Origin of the sequence: Clostridium sp. C2-6-12 (assembly GCF_009928485.1) — a bacterium.
GTDB lineage: Bacteria > Bacillota > Clostridia > Clostridiales > Clostridiaceae > Clostridium.
In genome coordinates this window covers 15563-34936 of the sequence record NZ_JAABNP010000039.1, presented here as the reverse complement: position 1 = coordinate 34936, position 19374 = coordinate 15563, and the positions used below count along the sequence as shown (strand labels likewise).

Below are 19374 nucleotides of genomic sequence, written 5' to 3'. Positions count from 1 at the left end.
ATGTTAAATGCTGCTGAAGGAATAATAGTGTACTTTTTACAGTTGTGAAATATAGTTATCATATAAAGATATAATTTTGTGACATAGTAAATGTATCATCATTTTTTAATAGGGATTTTAGTATGTTTATGCCTTTTTCTAATTCCTTTAAATTTTTGGGAGAAGCTATGGAAATTCTAACAGCTGCAGGTACGGGTGCATTGCCAACAGCAAAACGTTCAGCACAATAAACTTGGACACCTGCATTTTTAGCACAGGTTTCGAATGTTTTGCCATTCCAGCCTTCAGGTAACAGGAGCCAGCGGAAATTACAGCTTTTATCTCCTATAAGATTGTAGTCTTTCAGAAGATAATCTGTTAAATTGCTCATTTCTATTGTCATTTCTTTACGCTCTTTAATTATTTTATCTGCAACGGAAGAGCTTATAAGCTTATGGACAATTTCTGCATTAAAAGGTGATACCATAATATTTGTATTATATAAAGCTGATTCTAGACTTTTTTTATAAATAGAAGGTGTAGCTATAAATGCAATGCGAAGTCCAGCGCATAATGCTTTTGAAGTACTTGATATATAAATAGTATGTTCAGGAGCAAGTGAAGCAATTGGAGTATTGCTATTTTCACTTAATATACTGTTTATGCCATCTTCAATGATAATTAAATTATATTCCACTGCAACTTTAGCAATTTCTTTTCTTGTTTGCAAAGACATGGAGTGTGTAGTTGGATTTTGGTGATCAGGGATTAAATATAAACCTTTTAAATCATTATTCTTGCAATAATTTCTCAAAGCTAAAGGAGACATTTCATTATTTTCTTGCATTATAGGAACCAATTGAATTCCTAACATTTTAGCTAAAGTTTTTAAGCCTGAATAAATTAATGGATCAGTACCAATACGATCACCAGGTTGAAAAAGAGAAGATAAAACCGCACATAAGGCATTTTGTCCCTCTGAAGCAAGGAGAATATTATCTTCAGTTGTATCTATGTTAACTTTTTTCAGCCATTTTACACCTGATAATTTTTGTGAAGAAGTTCCACAAGGTGAAGAGTATTCTAAAAACTTATGAGAATCAGGTTGCTTTAACATATTCTCAATGATCTTAATTACATATTTATTTTGTGAATAAGTTGGATGTGTAGCACCCATTTCAATTAAATTTCGTGCATGTGTTGGATTTAAAAGAGTACTGTTAACATTGGCATCAGAGGATATATAAGTACCCCTGCCTATTGTTCCACTTATTAATCCTTTTTGTTCACATAATTTAAAGGTTCTAGAGATTGTACTTAGGTTAATATCCAAAAAATCGGCAAGCTCTCTTTGTGGAGGCAGCTTATCGCCAGGTTTTAAAATTCCATTTTTAATATCTTCTTCTAATAAGTCTGCTAATGCTTTATAAATAGGACACTTTTTATTAGTTATATTTGGTTTCCAGCTCATTGGATAGTTATCAAAGGAATTAACAGGCATAAAAGACCTCCTTTCAAATTTTCAATCAAATTGTTTTGCATACAATTATATTATTGTATGCAAATATATGCAATGGTATAATTTGAAAAAACAAACAATTCAGTTATCTTGAAAACAAGAAATATTTTAGGATATGTATAATATATTTACTTACAAACTTAACAGTAACTTCAAAGTATAAAATAAAAGATAAAATAACTATTTAATTAACAGGAGGAAATATAATGAACAATTCAATTACAAGAAATGAAGCAATTGATTTACTAAAGAAATATAATAAGGAGTCATTTCACATACTTCATGCTCTTACAGTAGAAGGAGTTATGAGATGGTATGCAGAACAATTAGGCTTTGGAAGTGAAGCGGATTATTGGGCAATGGTAGGACTTTTACATGATATTGATTTTGAAATGTGGCCTGAAGAACATTGCGTAAAAGCTCCAGCATTATTGAAGGAAATTAATGCAAGTGAAGAAATGATTTATTCTATATGTAGCCATGGCTATGGAATTTGTGTTGATATAAAACCAAATCATACTATGGAAAAAGTATTATTTGCAACAGATGAATTAACTGGGCTTATAGGTGCAGCTGCAAGAATGCGTCCATCAAAGAGTGTTATGGATATGGAATTATCAAGCTTAAAGAAAAAGTATAAAGATAAAAAGTTTGCAGCTGGATGTTCAAGAGATATTATTCAAAAGGGAGCAGAATTACTTGAATGGACTTTAGATGAACTTTTAGATAAAACAATTTTGGCTATGAGATCATGTGAGGAAAGTGTAAATAATAGCATGAAAGAATTTGAATAAGATTTATACTCTTCAATTTGAGAGGAGAATTAGTAAATAAGTATTCTCATCTCAAATTGGAATATTTATTTCTATACTCAGAAGGTGAGCAGTTTCTATACTTCTTAAAGATCTTTCCAAAGTAACTTATTCCATTAAAACCTACATCAAAAGCAATGTTAGAAATAGAATCTGTACTTTTTAAAAGAAGTTCAGCTGCCTTTGAAATTCTATATTCCATCAAATATTCAAAAGGTGTGATTTTTAAAATTCTTTTAAAGCTGCGGCAGCATTCGCTTTTGCTTATATTTGCTGTCATTGCAATATTTTCTAAAATAATATTATCTGCATAATGTTTGTGTATATATTCAAGAGCTAATTTTACTCGCTCATTATCATTTGAAACTGAAGTATGAGAAGCTTTGATTTCGTTTTTCATTTCTTTAATTAAGTTAAGCCAAAGGATGCCTAGGTTATTCTTAATTTCTAACTCATATCCATAGGGCTCGTCATTATATAACATAAAGATTGTCTCTAAGTGTTCCAATATCTTTTTCTGCCATGGAATATCAGGTTTTAAGCTTACAAACTTTAATGTGTTGCTTTCAGCAAATGGAATTAAATATTTCTTTTCTATAAGAGATTCTTCTTTACCACCAATTAAAGAAAGATCAAAATCAAGAGAAAACATCATACAATCACTATTGTTATATGGTTTAATTTGATGTAGGACATTTGAATTTATCATAACTCCTTCTCCTGGACATAAAACTATTTTTTCATCTTCAATAAAAACAACTACCTTATCATAAAGGGAATATGAAAATTGCAGCTCTTTATGCCAGTGCCACCTTATATACCCTTCTTCAAATAAATTGAATTTGTCAGTATAGATTGCTAGTGGAAAATCATAAGAACCATGTTTTACTGTTTCTTGTAAATTATCATTTACTTCTATTTTTGTTGCTTGCATTTTTATCATCTCGCTAATATAGTTTTAATTTTTGATAATATATTAATTGTGGATAGCTTAATATAATAATAAAATTATTACAGATTACTTTATATTAATCAATATATTTATAGTAGCTTGAAGAAAGTAATTACTTGATTAAGTTAATACAATTAAAGTTATACTGAAAATAAAAAAACTTAAAAGGTGAGTGAAAATATAATGAAATTTGAATCAAGAATAAAAGGAATAATATTAGTAATTACAGCTGCAATGCTATGGGGAGTATCTGGAACAGTTGCTCAATTTTTATTTCAAAAAAACGGCTTTACTCCAGAATGGCTTGTTGTAATACGTTTATTAGTATCAGGAATTGCGTTATTAGTATTATCCGCTATTAAAGGTGGACAAGATATATTTCAAATATGGAAATTTAAAGAGGATAGGTTAAGGCTTATATTATTCAGCATCATAGGTATGTTAGGTGTTCAATATACATATTTTGCTGCTATAAAATATGGAAATGCAGCAACAGCGACAATACTTCAATATATGTCTCCAGTTATAATAACTTGTTATTTAGCTATCAAAACTAAGCGAATTCCAAATTTAAAAGAGCTAATGGCTATAATTTTAGCCATGTCAGGAACTTTTCTTATTATTACAAAAGGCAATGTTCATAGTATATCAATTTCAAAACTGGCTTTATTTTGGGGAATTACTTCAGCTTTCGCAGCAGCTTTTTATACTTTGCAGCCACGTTCACTACTTACAAAATGGGGCTCTGTATTAGTAGTTGGATGGGGAATGCTAATAGGTGGAGTAGCCTTCAGCTTTATTCATCAGCCATGGGACTGCAATGGTGAGTGGTCTGTTGCTTCGATACTTGCAATCATATTTGTAGTATTATTTGGAACTTTAATTGCATTCACATGCTTTTTGGAAAGCTTGAAGTATATAAAGCCAATAGAATCAAGTATATTATCCTCAGCTGAACCTTTATCTGCAGCTTTGTTATCTGTAGTATGGTTAAATGAACAGCTTGGAATAGCAGAGTGGCTAGGAACAGCGTTTATTATAATCACTATTATAATTTTATCTTGGATTAAAAATGGAGAAAGTCTTAAGGAATCCAAAGAGTTAGTTTCTTAAATGATACACCCATAATATTTTACTTAAAATGTTATGGGTGTAGATGAATACTAACATAACGGGTTATTTTAAGTATTCATAATAAGGTAATTCAACCGTAATTCCAGTTTCATCAAATTTATAATTTGTACCACTAAGGGGTGGATTGCCAGAACTTAGATTCATGCCTATGGTATAAATTGCATTTGCATGAGTCTGCGGATCTTGCACAACTGTACCTGTCAGGGCACCTTGATTAATTAATGCTTGAGCTTCTGGTAAGGCATCTACACCGACAACTGGAATATATTTTGATTTATCGCCTTTATTATATCCATACTTCTGAAGGGCTTTAACAGCACCTATTGCCATGGCATCATTATTAGCAATTATAGTTTCTATTTTTCCATCAAGAGTCAATAAATTTGATTCAATAGCAGTTCTAGCACATTCTTCATCCCAATTACAAGTGATTGAAGAAAGCTCCTGAGTTTTAATTCCTGAATCGTTAATTGCTTGAACAGAATATTTTGTTCTTGCTATTGTTTCTGGACTATTTACAGGGCCTTTTAGCAAAACATACTGCATTATATTATCTTTATTTCTATCTAAAAGTTCTTTGTTTGAATTCCATTGATCAGCTAAGATTTTTCCTTGCATTATTCCAGATTGATTAATATCAGTGTCAATAATAACAGAATTAGGATAAGTTTTTAGGTAATTTACTATTGGTGTGGTCTTTCCATAGTATAAGATTAATGGAATATTGTTTTGTCCTATTTTATTCAAGACATCTTGAATTTTATTAAGATCACTACTTACTGGATTTAATATAATAAGGTTAAAGGGCTTATTAAGTGATTGATAAATTTCTTGATTTTGAATAACTTGATTTCCCTTACCATCAAAAAAAGTGAATTGGATATTATTTCCGTTTTTCGTTTGAATAGCTTCTAAGTTTTTCTTAACATTACTAATGAATTGATCATTAAAATCATTTAAAAATACAGCTGCTTTAATTGGAGTTTGAGTATTAGGAGCAGAAGTGGCATAAACAATATTTCTTGTAACGAAAAGGAATAATAATATAGATATAATAGGAAGAAAAAATATATTTTTTGATACTTTCATATTGACCTCCACAAATATTTTCAAATTACAATAGTTATTATTATGTTGTCATTTTATTTTAGATTTATACTTCATGTTAAATCTACTTATTTTTCTAAGGTTAAAATGCAATATTAGGCAAATTCAAAATAAAGATATGTTTAATTTTGTAATAAATATTAAGCTGCTGAAATATAATATTTTGAGAAAAAATATGGAGAGGCTTTATATGGATATTACAAATAACATAAATCCCATGAGTAATATTGGGAGGTTAAAGGTCCAATGTTTTAGAGGCAATGACTACATTCCCATTGATGGAGCAAAGATAACTGTAAGGGGTGCGGAAGGCACAGGAAATTTACAAACAATTGATTTAACTACAAATTCAGCTGGATTGACTCAGCAAATAGATTTACCAGCACCACCTTTAGAATATTCTTTGAATAAAGAAAGTACTAATTTACCCTACAGCTTATATGATATAACTGTTGAGAGAAATGGTTTTAATCCAATTGTAATAAGAGGATGTCAAGTATTTCCTACCCAAGTTGCATATCAAATATGTAATTTAGCACCAAACTTAGGAAGAAGTAATATGAGACAAGAGGTTATAAATGTACAGCCCAATACCTTAAATGGAAATTTTCCGCCTAAAATACCTGAAGATGAAGAGAAACCTGTTCCACCACCAACTTCAGGAGTTGTATTGCCAGAAGTTGTTGTTCCAGAATACATTATTGTTCATCAAGGAAGTCCTAATGATCCATCAGCTCCAAATTATACAGTACCATTTAAAGATTATATTAAAAATGTTGCTTCATGTGAAATATATTCAACTTGGAATAATTCAGCTATAAGAGCAAATATTTATTGCATTATATCTTTTACTTTAAATAGAATTTTTACTGAATGGTATAGAGGAAAAGGTAAAAATTATGATATTACAAGCTCTACAGCTTATGATCATGCTTTTAATTATGGAAGAAATATTTATGACAGTATAAGTCAGGTGGTCGATGAGATTTTTTCTACTTATATAAAAAGAGTTGGAAAGAAGCAGCCTCTTTTTTCACAATATTGTGACGGTAAGAGTGTTAGCTGCCCTCAGTGGTTAAGTCAATGGGGAAGCCAATCATTAGCACAACAAGGCAGAACTCCTTATGATATATTGAGATACTACTATGGAGATGATATTGAATTACTTACTGCAAAGGAGGTTGAAGGAAGTCCAAAGTCATATCCAGGAACTCCTTTAACTATAGGTTCAACGGGCACAGATGTAAGGACAATTCAAGGTCAATTAAATAGAATAGCTAGAAATTATCCATTAATTCCAAAGCAGGCTGAAGATGGCCAGTACACGCAAAAAACTGCAGATGCAGTGAAAGTATTTCAACAAATATTTACCTTGCCTCAAACAGGTGTAGTTGACTATGCAACCTGGTACAAGATATCAGATGTTTATGTTGGAGTAACAAAACTTGCAGAACTTACAACCACTGAGTCTAGCAGAGCATTAAACGAGTTCATTCCACCAATTATACCGGGAATGGATAATAAGAGAGGAATTCCTAAGTTTTATTACTAAATTTCATTAATAAATAGCAGTTTGGGTTAAAGAAAACTGCTATTTTTTCTTTTTATGGAAAAATATTTTTTATAATATACAAAAAATTATAAAATAACTATATAATAGAAAATGTACAATAAATTAAATATCTGCATGGTAAAGCAGATATTTAACCGACATGAACCAATTAAGTTAGGAGTGAAATTGATGGAAAAGGAAAATTTTAAATTATCAAAACTTCCTTATGAAAGAATAAAAATTGAAGATTTTGAAAAGGAAGCCCTAGAAATAATAAAAGAATTTAATGAAGCTAAAGATGGAGAAGAACAGTTTTTAGTTCATAAAAAATATTATAATTTAATGATAAAAGTACGTACTGCTATTATTTTAGCAGGAATGAGGCATGATGGAGATGTTTCAAATAAATTTTATGAAGAAGAGCAGGATTATTACGATGAAATAGCTCCTAAAATTGAGAGTTTTACAGTAAAATATCAAAAGCTATTTTTAAATTCTAAATATAGATCTTTTTTTGAAAAGAAGATAGGAGAAGTTCCTTTTAAAGATATAGAAATTAAGTTAAAAGCTTTTGATGATGTGCTTATTCCACTTAAACAGGAGGAAAATGCTCTTGCCTCAAGATATAATAAATTAATTGCTCAAATAAATGTAGAATTTAGAGGTGAAAAACTTAGCTTATCTTTATTAGGAAAATATTTAAAATCCAAAGATAGAGCAACAAGAATTGAAGCAGCAAAAGCTAGAAGTGAAAAACTCATTACAGTTAAGAATGAGTTAGATGAAATTTATGATAAGCTTGTAGCTAATCGTAATGAACAGGTAAAGGCAATGAAATATGATAATTTTGTTGAGCTTGGCTATTATAATATGCAGCGTAATTCTTATGATAAAAATGATGTTGCTAATTTTAGAAATCAAGTTAAAAAGTTTTTTGTACCATTTGCATCTAAAATGCATGAGGAAAGAAGAAAACGTCTTGGTATAGAAAAACTTGATTATATTGATGAAGGAGTTTATTTCCTTGATGGAAACCCAATTCCTATTGGAGATGCTGATGATATTTTTGCAGCAGGTAAAAAAATGTATGGAGAATTATCTTCAGAAACAAAAGAATTTTTTGATTTTATGTTAGAACATGAATTGTTTGACGTGCTAGGAAGACCAAATAAAAAAGCAGGTGGATATATGGATATGCTTATGCTTTATAAGGCTCCAATTATCTTTGCTAATTTTAATGGTACAAGTGGTGATGTAGATGTTATGACACATGAATGTGGCCATGCATTCCAAGGATACCTAACAAGAAATGATGAAATACTAGAGCATAACAATATAACTATGGAAACTGCTGAAGTGCATTCAATGTCAATGGAGTTTTTCACAGGCAAATGGATGGAATTATTTTTTGGAGACAGAGCTGAAGATTATAGAAAAATGCAGCTAGAAGATGCTATTGCATTTATACCATATGGATGTATGGTAGATGAATTCCAAGAAATAATCTATACAAAACCAGAACTTACACCTTCTGAAAGAAGAGATGTTTGGAGGCAATTGGAAAAGGAATATAAACCACATCTTGCTTTTAATGATGATGAATTCTATGGTGAGGGACGTACTTGGCAAATGCAACAACATGTATATAATAGTCCATTTTATTATATTGATTATTGTCTTGCACAAACATGTGCACTTCAATTTAAGACAAGAATGGATGAAGATTATAAGGATGCATGGGAAAAATATATTACATTCAGCTTAGAATCAGCAAAAGATTATTTCCCTAATATGCTTCATAAGATTGGATTTAAAAGTCCATTTGAAGATGGATTTATAAAGGAAATTGTTGATAAGATAAAATTATAAATTAAATTATCTTTACATTGGTATTTTCAAAATGTATAATTGACTTGTATTTCATAAATAATAAAATTGAATTATAAAAGATAAGTGTGTTGAAAAAGAAGAGTAAATAGTATTTTAATTTTAAGAGATCTAGGGAGGGTGTAAACCTGGAATTTAAAACTATTGAAGGAAGCTTTGGAGCAATGAATAGAAAGCCTTTTGGTGTAGTATATTTGTGGGGTTATTCCCTTAAAGATAATTGAGTGGATTAAGCTCTTATAATAGTTTGATCAATCTAGGTGGTAACGCGGAAGATATTCCTTTCGTCCTAAGTTTTTAGGATGAGAGGATTTTTTTATTGTACGAGGAAATTACAGGGTTTCAGAAATGTTAAAGATAAGAAAATTTCTTGGGAGGTGCAAAGTGGAATTAATGCCGTTTAGAAGGCCAACTGATCATTATGAAGAAAAAATAGTTAAAGTTGATGAGAAGATTTGTGAATTAATAAAAAAGCGTAAGGAAATCTCGAAGAATAATCCGGGTTATCCACCTTTTGAGTATATCTCAAAATGGGCATTAAAGTTTGATTTATATGAGAATCAATTAAAATCAGTATTCAGTTCACTATGGGAGGAAGAATTATATAAACCAGTTGTTGAGCCAGAAGAATTTAGGATGAATATACCAGTATTAAAGATAGCAGAGAAAGATAATCGTCTTTTTTCTATAACTGTAATTCGTCAGTACTCAAATGCAAGTATTATAAATTTTATTATAGATAAGAATGATATAGATGATCCTTCAAATTGCATATCAAAGCATAGTAGTTTTGAACTATTTATAGGAAACGAATATAATTGCAGAATGAAAAGTGGAGGTGGTGCAGCAGATCATTTTTGTTATAATTTTGTTGTATCACCTGCACTGCCAGATGATGTTTCTGGAATCGAATTGATTTTCAAAGAATATGAAATTCCATTAATTGAGAAAAAGGAAATTGCTGAAGTTGTAATATCTTTATGATAAAAATAAATTGCCATAACAAGGGGCCAGAAATACCTTGTGCACAAAAAAATTAAAGGAGAGATATATAATGAGTTTTGAAAAATTAGCAGAAATGATATTTGGAAATGTTGAACATACAACAGAATATTATATTCAAAAATATCCAAAGAGAAATCTAAAAGAAGGTGCAAGAGTTACAAGATATGCACCAAGTCCAACAGGTTTCCAACACATAGGTGGAGTATTTTCTGCATTAATCAATGAAAGAATAGCAAGTCAAAGTGGTGGAGTATTTTATTTAAGAATAGAAGACACTGACCAAAAGAGAGAAGTAGAAGGTGCAATAGAAGATACAATTGCAACTATGCATAACTTTGGCTTAGATTTTAGTGAAGGTATGACAGGACAAGAAACGTCTAAAGGGGAATATGGCCCATATAAACAAAGTGAAAGAGCTGATATATATAATACTTTTGCAAAAGATTTGCTTTTAAAAGGCTTAGCATATCCAGATTTCTGCACTCCAGAAGAATTAGCAGAATTAAGAGAAAGACAAATGGCCAATAAAATTACTCCAGGTTACTATGGAGAATATGCTAAGTTTAGAAATATAACTGAAGAGGAAGCTATTAAGAGAATTGAAAATGGTGAAAAGTACATTATAAGATTAAAATCTCCTGGAAATCCTGAAAATAGAGTTGAATTCCATGACTTAATAAAAGGTGATATATCGTTCCCAGAAAACAATCAAGATGTAGTACTTATAAAGGGAGATGGTCTTCCAACATATCACTTTGCGCATGCAATTGATGATTGTCTAATGAGAACTACTGATGTAATAAGAGGAGAAGAATGGTTATCATCACTTCCTATACATGTTCAATTATTTGAAGTTTTAGGTTTTGAAGCTCCAAGATATGCTCATATCCCAGTAATAATGAAGCAAGATGGAGGATCAAAGAGAAAGCTTTCTAAGAGAAAAGATCCAGAAGCTGCTGTTTCTTATTATAAGGAAGTTGGATTCCCAACAGTAACAGTAATTGAATATTTACTTAATATAGTAAATTCTACTTATGAAGAATGGAGAGCTGAAAATCCTAAAGTGGATTATCATGAATTTGAAGTTCATTTAGAGAAAATGGGTAAGAGTGGAGCCTTATTCGATTTAGTTAAGTTAAATGATGTAGCAAAGGATTGTATTGCTGCTATGAAGGCTGAAGATGTATATAATCAATATACAGCTTGGGCTAAAGAATTTGATGAAGAAATGTTTAAATTAGTTTCAGGAAATGAAGCTATGGCAAAGAAAATCTTCAATATAGATAAAGAAGGTCCAAAACCAAGAAAAGATTTTGCTAAATGGGATGAAGTAAAAGCTAAAATATTCTATTTCTTTGATGAATTATTCTATAAAGAAACAGCAGAGCAAATAGAACTTCCAAAGGGAATGACCCTAGAAGCTGCTAAAGAAGTTGTTGAAACTTATAAAAAAGAGTTCAATTTTAATGTTGAAAACCAAGAAGCTTGGTTTGAAGATTTAAAAGAAATTGGACTTAGACTTGGATATTGCGCAAATAGAAAAGATTTCAAAGCAAATCCAGATCAATACAAAGGTATGATTTCTGATGTTGCAGGTGCAGTGAGAGCATCATTAACTCATAGAACTAACTCACCGGACATATATACTATAATGCAAATAATAGGTGAAGAAAATACTAGAAGTAGATTTGATAAATTTTTAAATATATAGATATTGAGGCATGAAACCCTTATTTATAGGGTGTCATGCTTTTTTTATGATTATTATTTATGAAAACGATTGATATTGACTTTTTGTAATTGTATAATTAAGGAATGAATACTATAAATTGAAAGGTGGTTTTTTTATGAATTTAAGAAAGAAAGCATTTTGTTTAGCTTTCTCTACTTTATTTATATCTTGCATGTGTAGTGAACCTTTAGCAGTCACAGCATTTGCTGATACTAATGTAGCAGAAATAAACTTAAAAGATGCTGGACAAAAATTACAACTTACAGGAAGTGAGGTACAAGCTAAGGCTGACTATGAGGTCCCTTATGGTTTTGATACTAATAAACTTAATGTAAAATATGGAAAGTTAGAAGAAGTATCCTATAGCTCAAAAACAACTGGATCTACAAGAAAATGCTATGTTTTATTGCCAGCGAACTACTCAGCTGATAAGAAATATCCAGTATTATACCTATTACACGGCATAGGCGGCACAGATTCTGAATGGCTAGATGGAAACCCAAGAGCAATAATAGGAAATTTAGCTTCTGAAAATAAAGCATCAGATATGATTGTAGTAATGCCTAATATTCGTGCAGCTGCTGATGATTCAGTACCTAAAAATATTTTTAGTCAAGAAAACATAAATGCTTTTGATAATTTTGTAAATGATTTAAATAATGACTTGATGCCTTTTATTAAATCAAAATACTCAGTTAAAGAAGGAAGAGAAAATACTGCTATAGCTGGACTTTCAATGGGTGGAAAAGAATCCTTATACATAGGTTTTAAGAACCTAGATAAGTTTGGTTATATAGGAGCGTTTTCACCAGCACCTGGATTACTTGCAGATAGCCAATTAAATTTCCCAGGTCAATTTACTAAAGAACAATTTACTATTCCACAAAACTCTGTTAATACCCCTAAACTAATAATGATATGTACTGGAAATAATGATGGTGTTGTTAGAAATACACCTAACACTTATCACCAAACATTAATTGAGAATAAAGTTAACCATATTTGGTATACTATTGATGGTAACCATGATTTTACTGTTTGGAAACATGGTCTTTATAACTTTGCAAAGAGAATTTTTAAATAAAGGAATTATTTTTTAAGTATATAGAAAAACCTTCAGTTTGATATTTTCATCAGACTGAAGGTTTAATAATTTTATTTACATATTAATTTTATATACAAATACTAATGGTTATTTCTTGATCTTTCTTAAATTCTATTTCATCACCATTAGTATATATTACTCCATTTGATGTTTCAAAGGAGCCTGTACCAATCAGACATGTAATCTTGATTGATTGTGAAGAATAAGAGAGAATAGAAGCAATAACTTTTCTTTTAGTAAGATCCCATTCAAGTTTTGTAATTTTTGCATTTGTTCTAGCCATAAGTCCATTTATAGAACCTTTTTTCCACTTTGATGGCAATGCAGGAAGAAGTTCTATCTCACCTGTATTTGAAAATAAAAGCATTTCATTTATGATACCTACTGTCCCAATTAAAGTATCAGTACAGAACACCCCCCTGCTTCTATCTGTATTGTGATCAGTCATAAGAGATGTAAAATAAATATCACTGGACATAATGGTATTAAGTAAATCATATGCAGATTCGCCATTTTTAAGCCTTGCAGCAACTAATGCCTTATGAACCCATCCATGAGATGCTGTATCATCCTTTCCAACATTCTCACGATTTCTATTTTCTATAGCTGTATTGCATGCCGCAGTCAACATTTCATTATTATTAGCTTCATATGCTGGCCATGCACAATATAGGTGGCTTATATGGCGATGAGCGTTATTTTCTTCATATTCATTCATTGCCCATTCACACAGTGCACCTGTGTCGTCATATTTATATTCAGGAAGTTTATCAATAAGCTTTTCCAATTTTTCCACTTCTTTTTCATAGTTATTGTACGCCAATGCTTTTTCTATGGAAATGGTCATCTTCAGTCCATCCCTTGCTGCAGAAATATCCATGGTTGCATTGGCGGTTATTATACTGTTGTAGCCATTTGGTTTGTTTTCAGGGGAGTAGGATGGAATGATAAGATATTTCTCTCCATCTAAAAGTTTATTCTTTCCTTTTTCGTAACAAGCTTTCCCATTGATATCAGTGTAATATTCTGGTGTGCATAACTGTTCCCAAAAGTTAGCCTGTTTTTTTAGGAGTGGATATAAAATATCTTTTTCCAAATCAATATATTCCTGTTTATATATATGACTTATCTTATCATTAACTGGTATTTGTTGATTTCCGAAACACTGCCAGAACTCGAATATAGGTAAAAGCATCCAGCTTGCTCCAGCATTCCAGTATTGAAAAGGATAATCTTGATCATATTCAACCATTATAGCTCTGTCACCATCTGTATTGACTGGAATCAACAGAGCATCTTTCATGCTATAGACTAAAGCTGCATTTTCTTCCCAATCCTTTATCTGCCTTAGAACAAAATATATATATCCTAATGCGGCATCGTAAATATTTCCTGTATTCATTCCAGAAACCTGAAGATTTACATTAGCATCCATAGTGTAGGCACCATTCCATCCAGGATTCCATTCCCCTGTCCAAAGACCGCAAAGTCGTGGAGCGGAGAAACCTGAACAGCATATCTGTGCATATCTGCCTTGATTATAGGCTCTTTCTACAAGAGCATCTAGTAAGCTGTTACTATCTGCTTGTTTCTTTAATAAGTCTTCATTATAGGAATATTTGTATCTATCTGAGCCAAGACTGAATGAAACTGAATTAAATAGCAATGAATGTTTTTTTGCATGTGGTACAAGTGCTGAATTATAGGAAAAGTTATCATTCTCATTCTTGTATTTAGTATCTACTTTTTCAGTATCAGATAGCAATTCATTGATTATATCATATTCTTCAGTATCTGAAAAATCACTTAATTTACCCATATGATGTGTACGTGAAGTTTTTGTGATTAAATAAACTTTATCTGCACCTGTAATGCTAATAATCGGATTTTTATCAATTCCTACATTAACAGTTTCTTTTGAATCATTTCCAAGCAATTTCTTTTTCATTCCACCAACTGTAATAACTCTAGTAACGCCTGCAAAGCCACCCTCTGAAAGTTCACTTCCATCATAGGACGGGTAATGTGCAACCATTGAGATGTAGGAACATTCTTCATCAACAAGCTTTTTGTATTGCATGTTCTCTTCATCACGTTTTACACCGTTTTTAATAACACCTCCACCAAAATTCTTCATAGAAGAAAAATCATCTACTGAAATATCAACATTGATTTTTGTGTCTGTACTAGATTTGTTTATTACTGTAATAGTTACATTATCCTCTCTCGAGGTAAAGGTTTTTCTTAGCCATGTTCCATTTTTATCTGAATACTTGACTGATATCTCAGCTTTTTCATAATCTGTTTCACGAGAATAATCTAGTATTTCCTGTTTCGCCATATTCAATCTGAGCTGGTGGCCTGGGTGAAAACAATAAAGAAATGTACGATTTCTGTCATGGACATTCCAACTGTCATCAAAATTTATTACTGCTTGTCTAGCTTCATTAAGCTCACTCGTAACTTCAGGTGGTACAAAACGAGGTTGACGTGAAGGCATAATGAAGTACATATTTTGATAGATTAGTGTTTCAGAATAAGGAGAGCATGAGCAGACTACACCATTTTCACCATTGCCAATAACCATTCCGTCACGCCAGCCTGCTTCTCTGATGTCATAATTATAATATGGAATGATTTCAGTAAATGAGTTAGAAGATATTTTGGTTTTGTATTTTTGTGACATATAAAATCCCTTTCTTTATACATAATATGGACATGAAGTTTTCTAAGGATATTATAAATCTATATTAATAATTTTAACCATAGCCTTATATGACCTTGTTAAATAAAAAATGTCATATAAGCATAACCAGCTTAGTTATGTCTGTTCTTGATAATGAGATTTTCGATAATTCATTGGAGTCATTTTATATTGATTTTTAAAGGATTTGCTAAAAAATGAATAATTCAGGTAACCAACTTGAAGGCTTATTTCATCCAAGGATAGTTTTGTTGTAGTTAATAACATTGCAGCATGGCTCAACCTTGATCGGAGTTTTAGCGTTGAAAAAGGAACTCCATACTTATCTTGTATAAATCTCTGTGTTTGCCGAGTGCTAAGCTTTAATTTATTACTTAAGGTTGATAGGGCAATGGTATTATATTCATAGATAAATGCTTGGTCTATGAGCATTATACGCCTATCATCCCAGTTGGCCTGTGTAACAGAAATTTCATCGTTATTTTTAGAAATTGATCTTATAAGCGTAATAAAAATTGACTGTATATTTTGATGAATTTTATCTACATAACCATACTGCATTTCATTAGATTCTTTAACTATGTTATCAAAAAAGATTTCAAGATTATTTTGATTAGTATTATAATATCCATTGGAAAAGAGGCATTTCCAAGCTAAATCTTTTTCAGAGTTACAAGTGAGTTCAAAGGCAAGATGATATTCTTCTAAATTATCTAATGGATTGCTCAATTGCTCATGATTAATTCTTGGAGGCAGAAGATAAAAGCAACCCTTGTACAGGGGAATATTTAAAGTATCAGCAATTAAGGCACCTTGCCCACCTGATACATAATGAAGTTCATAATAGCTGTGCATATGATTAGTAAAAGATTTTTTAAAAGTCCCCCAATTTCCATCTATAATTCTTATGGAGCAGTTCTCAAGTTTTATTAAAAAGTTGTAATTTTGCAATTCAATTCCAAAATTCATTGTGTTCACCTCATATTTACTATAAGTGAAAAATTTTAGTATAACAATAATTTATTACGAATTAACTATTTTACATATGGGGTGATACAAATTGAAGATAAGAGATGAATATACATGTCATTTAGTAAATAATTTTTTATTTATAGCAACTTCTAGTTGTCAACCTTGTTATACTTAATTGGTAGAAATATGATAATGTTCTAAGTATACTGGTATTAGAGGTGGTTAAATAATGAGTTTTCAAGAACAATTGCAGACACTTAGAAAAGCAAAAGGTATGTCACAAGAAAAGTTAGCTGAGGTTTTAGGAATATCAAGACAAGCAGTTGCAAAATGGGAAGTAGGGCAATCTTACCCTGATATAGCTAGATTAATTTCATTGAGTGATTTATTTAAGGTAAGCATTGATAAATTAGTTAATGATTATGAAGAAAATTGCCGTTTGTCCATAGAAGAAAATAAAATTAACTATATATATGAAGATATAATTGATTTCTTATGTAAGGCGAAAAAATCCACATATGCTGGAAAAGGGACAGAAAGTAGACCATCAAGACCCAATTCTCATGACTTAGAATATGTAGATGGTAATTTAAAATATATTGATACATATTTAGGTGGAGAAGGATTTTCAGGGGAAGAAGCTTTATGGAAGGATGATATTCCATTTTGGTCAATGAATTATATTGGAAGAGTACTAGACGAAAGATTTTCTGGAAGTTTTCTAAAGGAAGTTTTAAGTTTAGTGAGTAAAGAAAGTCCTTATCGTGGTCCAGTTATCTATCAAAATGGGCAGTATAAATATCATTGTATTATTAATGGCGAGTTTAATTGGTTTCAAGGACATGAAGAAATTTATTTTGAGGATATAAAGGTTTATGAATGCTATTTTCACGGTGGATCAATTAAGTAGCATATAGAATATATAAATGGAGAAATAGTATTATGATTTTAAATAGAAACGATTTATGTTGGTGCAAAAGTGGGTTGAAATATAAGAAATGTCATTTAGAATTTGATGAAAGATTAGATAAATTAAAAAGAAAAGGGCACATAGTACCGACAAGAGAGCTTATAAAAACAAAAAAACAAATTGAAGGAATAAAGAAGAGCGCCGAGATTAATAATGGTCTTTTAGATTTAATTAGTAATAATATAAAAGAAGGAATGTCAACAGAAGAGATAGATAAATTGGCTTATGACTATACTATATCTAATGGTGGAATTCCAGCAACTCTAAATTATGATGGATATCCTAAAAGTATTTGTGTTTCAATTAACAATGAAGTATGCCATGGGATACCAAGCAAAGAGGTTATTCTTAAAAGTGGTGACATTGTAAATGTAGATGTAACAACCATATTAAATGGATATTACTCAGATGCATCAAGAATGTTTATGATTGGTGAAGTAAATGAGGAAGCTAGAAAATTAGTACAAGTAACTAAAGAATGCCTAAATAAAGGTTTGGAAGCAGCCAAACCTTGGAGTTTCTTAGGTGATATTGGAGCTGTAATTCAAGAACATGCAGAAGATAATGGATATTCAGTAGTTAGAGAATTTGGAGGACATGGAGTTGGATTAGATATTCATGAGGAACCATTTGTTTTTCATTTTGGAAAAAGAGAAACAGATATGGTTTTAGTACCTGGAATGATATTTACAATTGAGCCTATGATAAATGCTGGAAGCCATGAAGTAATAATTGACAAAAATAATGGGTGGACTGCATTGACTGCTGATGGTTCTCTTTCAGCACAATGGGAACATACAGTACTTATAACTGAAGAGGGAATAGAAGTCATTTCAAAATAGATATGAATAAAAATTTTAAAGTGAAAATAAATAATTAAAGCATGTCCTAAAATTGGATGGTAATGATTTTAGGACATGCTTTAAAATCTTTCTAATTAATAACTGGCAGATTAATTTTTTTCATGTAACAAATCATTCTAATTGAAAATATAGTAATCAGAGATAATGGCTGTGCGATATGAACACCTACAGCAGGATATAAGAACCATAATAAAAGTGAACCAACAATCCCTGCAACACAATAAATATCGCATTTAAAAATTTCAGGTTTTCTATTAGTAATTATATCTCTAAGCATTCCACCTCCAACACCAGTTATACTTGCAGCAAATAGAAATAGCATTAAATTATATCCACTTTCGATAGCTTTAATGCCAGAGGATACAAAAAAGGCGGACAATCCAATTGCATCAATTACTACAAATAATGTATTATATTTTAATTTTCCACGAAGAATAATAGGAATTGTTCCACCTAAAAGGATAAAAGGAATTGTTTTATAGTTTGAAAAAAACAATGGTATTCCTACATTTGTAACAATATCACGAAGAACCCCTCCTCCCATGGCAGTAACAGTAGCTAAGATATAAATTCCAAATAAATCAAATTTTTCTTCTATTGCAACGAAGGCACCAGAAGCAGCAAAGGCAAAGATGCCTAGGTATTCTAATACAGCAATATCATACATTATAAATTACTCCTTTTTATTATTTAATTTTTATTAATGAACCTATGATCCATATTACGTCTAGCTAATAATACAAGTTCCTATTTGTAGATAAGTTCCTGTTTATGGGGAATTCTGTATCGTGGTAAAGTCACTCTTTTTATAAGTACGCAAAAAAAAGAGACGAATTGTATAAACAATTCGCCTCTGTTATTGTACCTGAAAGATTCTCTTTTATAAATAAAAGATTGCTTCTTGGGTGTCATGTGACTTTCCAGAGTATCGTCAGAATTCGGTCCTTTTGCCTGAGAGTTTGTTGCGGCTTCACCTTCGGCGCTGTTATTAACAGTCTCTCCCCAATTCGTCATACGATAAATAGTTATTTTAGTTTATTAATTTATGATTTATTTATATAAGTTGTATTTGTAAAAAATT

Annotated in this window: 15 protein-coding genes, 1 riboswitch and 1 other annotated feature; of the genes, 9 read left to right on the top strand and 6 right to left on the bottom strand. The window is 30.8% G+C overall.

Annotated features, from left to right (window positions below; translation table 11 throughout):
* Nucleotides 1-58 precede the first annotated feature (58 nt).
* Nucleotides 59-1480, bottom strand: a complete 1422-nt coding sequence (locus GXK56_RS23330) for a PLP-dependent aminotransferase family protein (protein ID WP_160691968.1) — start codon at nucleotides 1478-1480, stop codon at nucleotides 59-61.
* A gap of 224 nt (nucleotides 1481-1704) precedes the next feature.
* On the opposite strand from GXK56_RS23330, the gene GXK56_RS23325 reads away from it, so the two are divergent.
* Nucleotides 1705-2292, top strand: coding sequence for a hydrolase (locus tag GXK56_RS23325; RefSeq protein ID WP_160691966.1), 588 nt, complete (start codon nucleotides 1705-1707; stop codon nucleotides 2290-2292).
* A 46-nt stretch (nucleotides 2293-2338) separates the two neighbouring features.
* Here GXK56_RS23325 and GXK56_RS23320 read toward each other — a convergent pair whose 3' ends face one another.
* Nucleotides 2339-3244: an AraC family transcriptional regulator gene (locus GXK56_RS23320; RefSeq protein ID WP_160692000.1), complete on the bottom strand. Its 906-nt coding sequence runs from the start codon at nucleotides 3242-3244 to the stop codon at nucleotides 2339-2341.
* Between the two features lie 201 nt (nucleotides 3245-3445).
* Here GXK56_RS23320 and GXK56_RS23315 point away from each other — a divergent pair, with 201 nt between their 5' ends.
* Nucleotides 3446-4375: an EamA family transporter gene (locus tag GXK56_RS23315; RefSeq protein ID WP_160691964.1), complete on the top strand. Its 930-nt coding sequence runs from the start codon at nucleotides 3446-3448 to the stop codon at nucleotides 4373-4375.
* 63 nt (nucleotides 4376-4438) lie between these two features.
* On the opposite strand, the gene GXK56_RS23310 is transcribed toward GXK56_RS23315, so the two are convergent.
* Nucleotides 4439-5485 carry a galactose ABC transporter substrate-binding protein gene (locus GXK56_RS23310; protein ID WP_160691962.1) on the bottom strand — a complete coding sequence of 349 codons (1047 nt, stop codon included), beginning with the start codon at nucleotides 5483-5485 and terminating at the stop codon, nucleotides 4439-4441.
* A 208-nt stretch (nucleotides 5486-5693) separates the two neighbouring features.
* On the opposite strand from GXK56_RS23310, the gene GXK56_RS23305 reads away from it, so the two are divergent.
* From GXK56_RS23305 to GXK56_RS23285, 5 genes are all read left to right on the top strand, one after another.
* On the top strand, nucleotides 5694-7055 hold the full coding sequence (locus tag GXK56_RS23305) for a peptidoglycan-binding protein (protein ID WP_160691960.1): 1362 nt from the start codon (nucleotides 5694-5696) through the stop codon (nucleotides 7053-7055).
* A 189-nt stretch (nucleotides 7056-7244) separates the two neighbouring features.
* Nucleotides 7245-8924: a M3 family oligoendopeptidase gene (locus GXK56_RS23300; RefSeq protein ID WP_160691958.1), complete on the top strand. Its 1680-nt coding sequence runs from the start codon at nucleotides 7245-7247 to the stop codon at nucleotides 8922-8924.
* An 80-nt stretch (nucleotides 8925-9004) separates the two neighbouring features.
* Nucleotides 9005-9237: a binding site (T-box leader), on the top strand.
* Between the two features lie 98 nt (nucleotides 9238-9335).
* Nucleotides 9336-9926, top strand: coding sequence for a hypothetical protein (locus GXK56_RS23295; RefSeq protein ID WP_243156227.1), 591 nt, complete (start codon nucleotides 9336-9338; stop codon nucleotides 9924-9926).
* Nucleotides 9927-9996: 70 nt separating this feature from the next.
* Nucleotides 9997-11658 (top strand): glutamate--tRNA ligase, encoded by a 1662-nt coding sequence (gltX, locus tag GXK56_RS23290; RefSeq protein WP_160691954.1) that lies wholly within the window; start codon nucleotides 9997-9999, stop codon nucleotides 11656-11658.
* A 136-nt stretch (nucleotides 11659-11794) separates the two neighbouring features.
* Nucleotides 11795-12763 carry an alpha/beta hydrolase-fold protein gene (locus GXK56_RS23285; RefSeq protein WP_160691952.1) on the top strand — a complete coding sequence of 323 codons (969 nt, stop codon included), beginning with the start codon at nucleotides 11795-11797 and terminating at the stop codon, nucleotides 12761-12763.
* Nucleotides 12764-12851: 88 nt separating this feature from the next.
* On the opposite strand, the gene GXK56_RS23280 is transcribed toward GXK56_RS23285, so the two are convergent.
* Entirely contained in the window at nucleotides 12852-15470 is a 2619-nt protein-coding gene (locus GXK56_RS23280) for a glycoside hydrolase N-terminal domain-containing protein (RefSeq protein ID WP_160691950.1), read from the bottom strand.
* 135 nt (nucleotides 15471-15605) lie between these two features.
* Entirely contained in the window at nucleotides 15606-16457 is an 852-nt protein-coding gene (locus tag GXK56_RS23275; RefSeq protein WP_160691948.1) for a helix-turn-helix transcriptional regulator, read from the bottom strand.
* Nucleotides 16458-16689: 232 nt separating this feature from the next.
* Here GXK56_RS23275 and GXK56_RS23270 point away from each other — a divergent pair, with 232 nt between their 5' ends.
* The gene (locus GXK56_RS23270; RefSeq protein ID WP_160691946.1) at nucleotides 16690-17370 is read left to right on the top strand and encodes a DUF5680 domain-containing protein; all 681 of its coding nucleotides are present in this window, start codon (nucleotides 16690-16692) and stop codon (nucleotides 17368-17370) included.
* A gap of 32 nt (nucleotides 17371-17402) precedes the next feature.
* Nucleotides 17403-18272, top strand: coding sequence for a methionyl aminopeptidase (locus GXK56_RS23265; protein WP_160691944.1), 870 nt, complete (start codon nucleotides 17403-17405; stop codon nucleotides 18270-18272).
* A gap of 91 nt (nucleotides 18273-18363) precedes the next feature.
* Here GXK56_RS23265 and GXK56_RS23260 read toward each other — a convergent pair whose 3' ends face one another.
* Nucleotides 18364-18960, bottom strand: coding sequence for a trimeric intracellular cation channel family protein (locus GXK56_RS23260; RefSeq protein ID WP_160691942.1), 597 nt, complete (start codon nucleotides 18958-18960; stop codon nucleotides 18364-18366).
* 262 nt (nucleotides 18961-19222) lie between these two features.
* A riboswitch (glycine riboswitch) is annotated at nucleotides 19223-19307 on the bottom strand.
* Nucleotides 19308-19374 lie beyond the last annotated feature (67 nt).

Bases quoted from the DNA above. Each gene is read 5' to 3' on its own strand.
- GXK56_RS23330 (WP_160691968.1), bottom strand. From the start codon at position 1,480: ATGCCTGTTAATTCCTTTGATAACTATCCAATGAGCTGGAAACCAAAT.
- GXK56_RS23325 (WP_160691966.1), top strand. From the start codon at position 1,705: ATGAACAATTCAATTACAAGAAATGAAGCAATTGATTTACTAAAGAAA.
- GXK56_RS23320 (WP_160692000.1), bottom strand. From the start codon at position 3,244: ATGCAAGCAACAAAAATAGAAGTAAATGATAATTTACAAGAAACAGTA.
- GXK56_RS23315 (WP_160691964.1), top strand. From the start codon at position 3,446: ATGAAATTTGAATCAAGAATAAAAGGAATAATATTAGTAATTACAGCT.
- GXK56_RS23310 (WP_160691962.1), bottom strand. From the start codon at position 5,485: ATGAAAGTATCAAAAAATATATTTTTTCTTCCTATTATATCTATATTA.
- GXK56_RS23305 (WP_160691960.1), top strand. From the start codon at position 5,694: ATGGATATTACAAATAACATAAATCCCATGAGTAATATTGGGAGGTTA.
- GXK56_RS23300 (WP_160691958.1), top strand. From the start codon at position 7,245: ATGGAAAAGGAAAATTTTAAATTATCAAAACTTCCTTATGAAAGAATA.
- GXK56_RS23295 (WP_243156227.1), top strand. From the start codon at position 9,336: ATGCCGTTTAGAAGGCCAACTGATCATTATGAAGAAAAAATAGTTAAA.
- gltX (WP_160691954.1), top strand. From the start codon at position 9,997: ATGAGTTTTGAAAAATTAGCAGAAATGATATTTGGAAATGTTGAACAT.
- GXK56_RS23285 (WP_160691952.1), top strand. From the start codon at position 11,795: ATGAATTTAAGAAAGAAAGCATTTTGTTTAGCTTTCTCTACTTTATTT.
- GXK56_RS23280 (WP_160691950.1), bottom strand. From the start codon at position 15,470: ATGTCACAAAAATACAAAACCAAAATATCTTCTAACTCATTTACTGAA.
- GXK56_RS23275 (WP_160691948.1), bottom strand. From the start codon at position 16,457: ATGAATTTTGGAATTGAATTGCAAAATTACAACTTTTTAATAAAACTT.
- GXK56_RS23270 (WP_160691946.1), top strand. From the start codon at position 16,690: ATGAGTTTTCAAGAACAATTGCAGACACTTAGAAAAGCAAAAGGTATG.
- GXK56_RS23265 (WP_160691944.1), top strand. From the start codon at position 17,403: ATGATTTTAAATAGAAACGATTTATGTTGGTGCAAAAGTGGGTTGAAA.
- GXK56_RS23260 (WP_160691942.1), bottom strand. From the start codon at position 18,960: ATGTATGATATTGCTGTATTAGAATACCTAGGCATCTTTGCCTTTGCT.